Origin of the sequence: Brevibacterium picturae (assembly GCF_030453725.1) — a bacterium.
Lineage (GTDB): Bacteria > Actinomycetota > Actinomycetes > Actinomycetales > Brevibacteriaceae > Brevibacterium > Brevibacterium sandarakinum_A.
Genome location: NZ_JAKDJU010000213.1, coordinates 1 through 4,521 on the forward strand (window position 1 = coordinate 1; position 4,521 = coordinate 4,521).

A 4,521-nucleotide genomic window follows, 5' to 3' on the forward strand; every position below is an offset into this window, starting at 1 on the left:
GCCGGGGCCGCGGACGCGTCGGCGATGCTCGCCTCCAGCCAGCGCAATGAGCGCAGACCGTCGACTGCTGTCCGGTTGGTGTCGCCCTGTCGGAAGGAGTCGTTGAAGACTTCGAGTGAGACCGGTCCCGCATAGCCCGTGGCGGCGATCCTGGTCAGGAAGTCGCTGAGGTCCCAGGCTCCCTCGCCGGGGAAGACCCGATGGTGGCGGGACCAGCTGAGGACATCCATGGTCAGCGCGGGTGCGTCGGCCAACTGGAGGAAGAAGATCTTCTCGCCCGGGATATCCGCGATGCGACCGAGGTCGGTATTGCGCGAGAGGATGTGGAAACTGTCGAAGCAGGTGCCGATCCGGGGATGGTCGGCGGCCTTGACCAGGTCCCAGGCATGGTCGTATTCGGAGACGAACCGTCCCCAGGCCAGCGCCTCATAGGCGACGTTGACCTGATACCGGTCAGCAAGATCGCCGAGGCGGCGCAGCTGCTCGACGACCACGCCGTCATCGGCGATGGTTGCCGTGCCCACATTCGAGCACAGCAGTATGGTGTCGATCCCGAGCCGGGCCATGAGCCGGAACTTCGTTTCCGCGCGCTTCAGGTTCTTCTGAAACTGTGCCTCGTCGACGCCTTCCAGGTCTCTGAAGGGCTGGTACAGATCGAGGCTGATGCCCAGGTCGCACGCCAATTGAGCGATGGCCTCAGGAGAGTCGGGGGAGACGACGAGATCCTGTTCGAAGATCTCGACCCCGTCGAAGCCGGCTCTCGCTGCAGCTCGGAGCTTCTCCTCCAACGTTCCTGACAGACACACTGTTGCTATCGACGTGCGCATCGACGTCCTTCCTTACTTCTCGTCATGGGCAGTTCTTCGTCACCGGCACGCTTCTCAGTGTGACCGTGCCTCGTGGACAGTGTCGATCTCTTCGAGGCTCAGCCCCTTGGTCTCCTTCGCCGTCATCGCCGCCAGCGCCGTGAAGACGCAGACCCCGGCGGTGAAGCCGGCGACCGATACCCAATTCTCACCCGAAGCTCCGGCAACGGCAGAGGCCAAGACCGGCGCGAGCCCGCCGGAGACGGCGAAGCCGATCTGCGTGCCCAGGGCCAATCCGGTGACGCGAACGGAGGTCGGGAACATCTCCGCGTAGAACGAGGGCCAGATCGAGTTGGCCATCGAATAGGCGCAGCCGGACATGATCGCGCCGCAGATGAAGATCAGGGTCCAGTTTCCGCTCGAGACAGCAGCCAAGCAGGGGAACATCATCAGTCCGGCACCCAGGGCACCGGCGATGAAGACGGGTTTGCGGCCGAGGAGGTCCGAGAGGATCGCGGCTGCGGGAATTGCGAGCAGGGCGATGGCATTGGCGATGACGGAGACCAGCAGCATCGTTGATCGCTCGAGGCCGACGATCGAGGTGGCGAACGACAGCGACCAGACGGTGAAGACCATGTTCACGGTATTGACCATGGCGCAGGCCGCCACCCGCAGGACCGTTGCCTTGTGCCAGCGGAAGACCGCCATCAGCGGGGGATGCGCATTGCGGGCCTCCTTGAAGGCCGGCGGCTCGTCCAGGCCGCGGCGAATCAGCCAGGCCGTGAGCACCACGAGCGCCGAGAGCCAGAACGGCACCCTCCAGCCCCAGCTGAAGAGAGCCTCTTCGGGGAGGAAGGCGGTGAAGGGGATGAAGACTGCGGTGGCCAGGAGGGTGCCGGCCTGCGTGCCGTGCAGAGTCCAGCTCGTCGTCCAGGCGCGTTTGGTCTCTGCGGAGTGCTCGAGTGAGACGCTGATCGCGCTCGCCTGCTCGCCGGCGGCGGACAGCCCCTGGATCAGTCGGCACAGCACGAGGAGGGCAGGTGCGAGGTATCCGACCTGGTCGAAGGTGGGCAGACAGCCGACGACGAAGGTCGAGAACCCCATGAGGAACAGGGTGAGCATGAGGACGAACTTCCGTCCGAACCGGTCACCAAGAGGCTCCATGATGAGGGCGCCCAACGGGCGAACCACGTAGGCGACGCCGACGGTGCCCATGGCCAAGAGGATGGCCATGCCCGGCGAGGTCGTGTCCGGGAAGAACAGGACATTGAGCACCAGGGCTGCGGCGGTTCCGTAGACCGCGAAGTCGTAGTACTCGAGAGCCGAACCCGTCCAGCTCGACAGCGCCGCCCGCAGCGGGGTCTTGGCGGGACGAGCGTCTTCGGTCGCGTTGATCATGCTTCCTCGCATCTCTGAATTGCCATAATATGAAAGTCGTTGTTACAGTGTGGTTTACAGTGTGATCGAGGTGACATAGTCTGTCAACGTTCAGTTCACTTTCACGAGCCAGATTCGGTTCGCTTCGACGAGGCCACACCAGCGAAGCGGCAGCGACAATGCCAAGGAGGCGACAATGCCGGCCAAAGGGTCCAACTCGGTGACCAAGGCCTTCGACATGCTCGAACTACTGGGTGACCATGCCGAGGGCATCAGCGCAGCCAGAGCCGCGGAGCTCACCGGCCACCCTTTCAGCACCGCCTACAGGCTGCTCGGCGGCCTGGTCGAGTCCGGATACGCGGACTACGAGCCTTCGACCAAGGCCTACACCCTGGGCTTGGAGGTCTTCCGCCTCGGGCAGAAGGTCGCTCACCGCCGCGGCTTCGCCGGATCGTCCAAGGACCTCCTGCAGGCGCTGACGGCGACCACGGGGGAGTCGAGCATCCTCTCCGTCCGTCGGGGCAACGCGGCGCTCACGGTGCTCACGGTCGACGGGCCGCAGTTTCGGACTACGACCGACCCCGGAGACGAATCCCCGCTGCACACCTCGTCCTTGGGTCAGGCCCTCCTGGCGCATGATCCGAACAGGGACCGCACCATTGCTGAACTCGAGCTGGAGCCGCGGACACCGCACTCCATCACCGATCCCGGGCAGCTGCGAACCAGGCTCGAACAGATCCGCGAAACCGGCTGGGCAGGACAGTCCGAAGAGAACGACGTCGGCATGAACGCCTTGGCCGTCCCCGTCTTCGACCTCGACGGACGACTGCTGGCTGCTCTCGCTCTGGCCGCACCGGTCTTCCGCCGCACCCTCGACGAACTCATCGAATTCGTCCCCCAACTGAAAGAGACGGCGACCGCGATCGCCGCCAGATTGCCCAGGTGACCATGTCCACAGTCCTCGTCCTCAACGGCCCCAATCTCAACCTCCTCGGCGTCCGCGAACCCGACATCTACGGTCACATCACCCTGGCCGACATCGAAGACATGTGTGCCACCAGTGCCGCCGAGGCGGGCCTGAGCGTCCGTTGTGTGCAGAGCAACCATGAGGGCGATCTCATCGATGCCGTGCACGAAGCGCGGGAGACGACCGTGGGAGCCATCATCAACGCCGGCGCCTACACGCACACGTCACTGGCGCTCCACGATGCGCTCAAGTCCTATGATCATCCGATCATCGAAGTGCACCTGAGCAACCCGCACGCGCGCGAATCGTTCCGCCACCACTCCTACCTCTCACCCGTGGCGGCCGCGGTCATCGCCGGCGCAGGAGCCAAGGGGTATGTGCATGCGGTGGAGATCCTGGCGGAGAAGCTGCGCGCACCGACGACCGCGGCCAACTGAACAGCGGCCTCCGTCTCAGACACGACCACCACACGCACCGCATGAACACGCACCACCTGAAAGTGAGACTATGACCCGATCACTGCTCCTGGGCCTCATCGGCGAAGGCATCTCCGCCTCCCGCACCCCGCGTATGCACGAGGACGAAGGCGGCGCACACGACCTCACGACGATCTATCGCACGATCGACATCGGCGAGGAGAGCCTGGCGTCCGTGCCATTGAATGAGCTGCTGACATCGGCAGTGCGCCTCGGGTTCGACGGACTCAACATCACCCATCCGTTCAAGCAGCAGGTCATCGAGCTTCTCGACGAGGTCGATCCCGTGGCACTGCGGATCGGTTCGGTCAACACCGTCGTCATCGACGAATCGGGCCGGACGACGGGTCACAACACCGATGCCACCGGCTTCGCTCGCGGCTTCGAAGCCGGACTCGGCGGTGCGGCCAGGAACCGGGTCGTGCAGATCGGTGCCGGCGGAGCGGGACGCGCAGTCGCCTTCGCCCTGTCGGAGCTGGGTGTCGGAGAACTCACCATCGCCGATATCAGCGCAGAGAGAGCATGGGATCTCGCCGCCGAGATCGGGGACCACGTCCGCGCGATCTCCACATCGGACCTGGAGCCGGCCATCACCTCGGCGGACGGGATCGTCAACGCCACCCCGGTCGGCATGGCTGCCTTTCCGGGGACGCCCTTCGACACGAGCCTGCTGGATTCGCAGACCTGGGTCGCCGATGTCGTGTACTTCCCGCTCGAGACCCAACTGCTGGCAGAGGCGAAGGCCAAGGGGTGCCGGACCCTCGACGGTTCGGGGATGGCCGTCAATCAGGCGATCGACGCCTTCGAGCTCTTCAGCGGACGTCAGGCCGACCCGACGCGGATGCGCGAGACCTTCCTGTCCTTCGGCGCCTGAGCCCGACCACCTCGGCGCCTG

Annotated in this window: 5 protein-coding genes; 3 read left to right on the plus strand and 2 right to left on the minus strand. The window is 64.9% G+C overall.

Translation table 11 applies throughout. From position 1 onward, the window contains the following. Together L0G76_RS14290 and L0G76_RS14295 are read right to left on the minus strand one after the other, a co-directional pair. The coding region (locus tag L0G76_RS14290) for a sugar phosphate isomerase/epimerase family protein (RefSeq protein ID WP_304357829.1) at positions 1–827 on the minus strand (827 nt) is incomplete at its 3' end. A gap of 54 nt (positions 828–881) precedes the next feature. Further along, complete coding sequence (locus tag L0G76_RS14295; RefSeq protein ID WP_304357830.1) at positions 882–2,204, minus strand: MFS transporter; 1,323 nt, start codon at positions 2,202–2,204, stop codon at positions 882–884. A 175-nt stretch (positions 2,205–2,379) separates the two neighbouring features. On the opposite strand from L0G76_RS14295, the gene L0G76_RS14300 reads away from it, so the two are divergent. The 3 genes from L0G76_RS14300 to L0G76_RS14310 all read left to right on the plus strand — a co-directional run bounded on the left by L0G76_RS14300 (position 2,380) and on the right by L0G76_RS14310 (position 4,500). Beyond that, on the plus strand, positions 2,380–3,129 hold the full coding sequence (locus tag L0G76_RS14300; RefSeq protein WP_304357831.1) for an IclR family transcriptional regulator: 750 nt from the start codon (positions 2,380–2,382) through the stop codon (positions 3,127–3,129). A gap of 2 nt (positions 3,130–3,131) precedes the next feature. After that, complete coding sequence (gene aroQ, locus L0G76_RS14305; protein ID WP_304357832.1) at positions 3,132–3,587, plus strand: type II 3-dehydroquinate dehydratase; 456 nt, start codon at positions 3,132–3,134, stop codon at positions 3,585–3,587. Between the two features lie 70 nt (positions 3,588–3,657). Next, complete coding sequence (locus L0G76_RS14310) at positions 3,658–4,500, plus strand: shikimate dehydrogenase (RefSeq protein ID WP_304357833.1); 843 nt, start codon at positions 3,658–3,660, stop codon at positions 4,498–4,500. Positions 4,501–4,521: the final 21 nt, after the last annotated feature.

Excerpts from the sequence above, each read along its gene's own strand:
- L0G76_RS14310 (WP_304357833.1), top strand. The coding sequence starts at position 3,658 with ATGACCCGATCACTGCTCCTGGGCCTCATCGGCGAAGGCATCTCCGCC.
- L0G76_RS14295 (WP_304357830.1), bottom strand. The coding sequence starts at position 2,204 with ATGATCAACGCGACCGAAGACGCTCGTCCCGCCAAGACCCCGCTGCGG.
- L0G76_RS14300 (WP_304357831.1), top strand. The coding sequence starts at position 2,380 with ATGCCGGCCAAAGGGTCCAACTCGGTGACCAAGGCCTTCGACATGCTC.
- aroQ (WP_304357832.1), top strand. The coding sequence starts at position 3,132 with ATGTCCACAGTCCTCGTCCTCAACGGCCCCAATCTCAACCTCCTCGGC.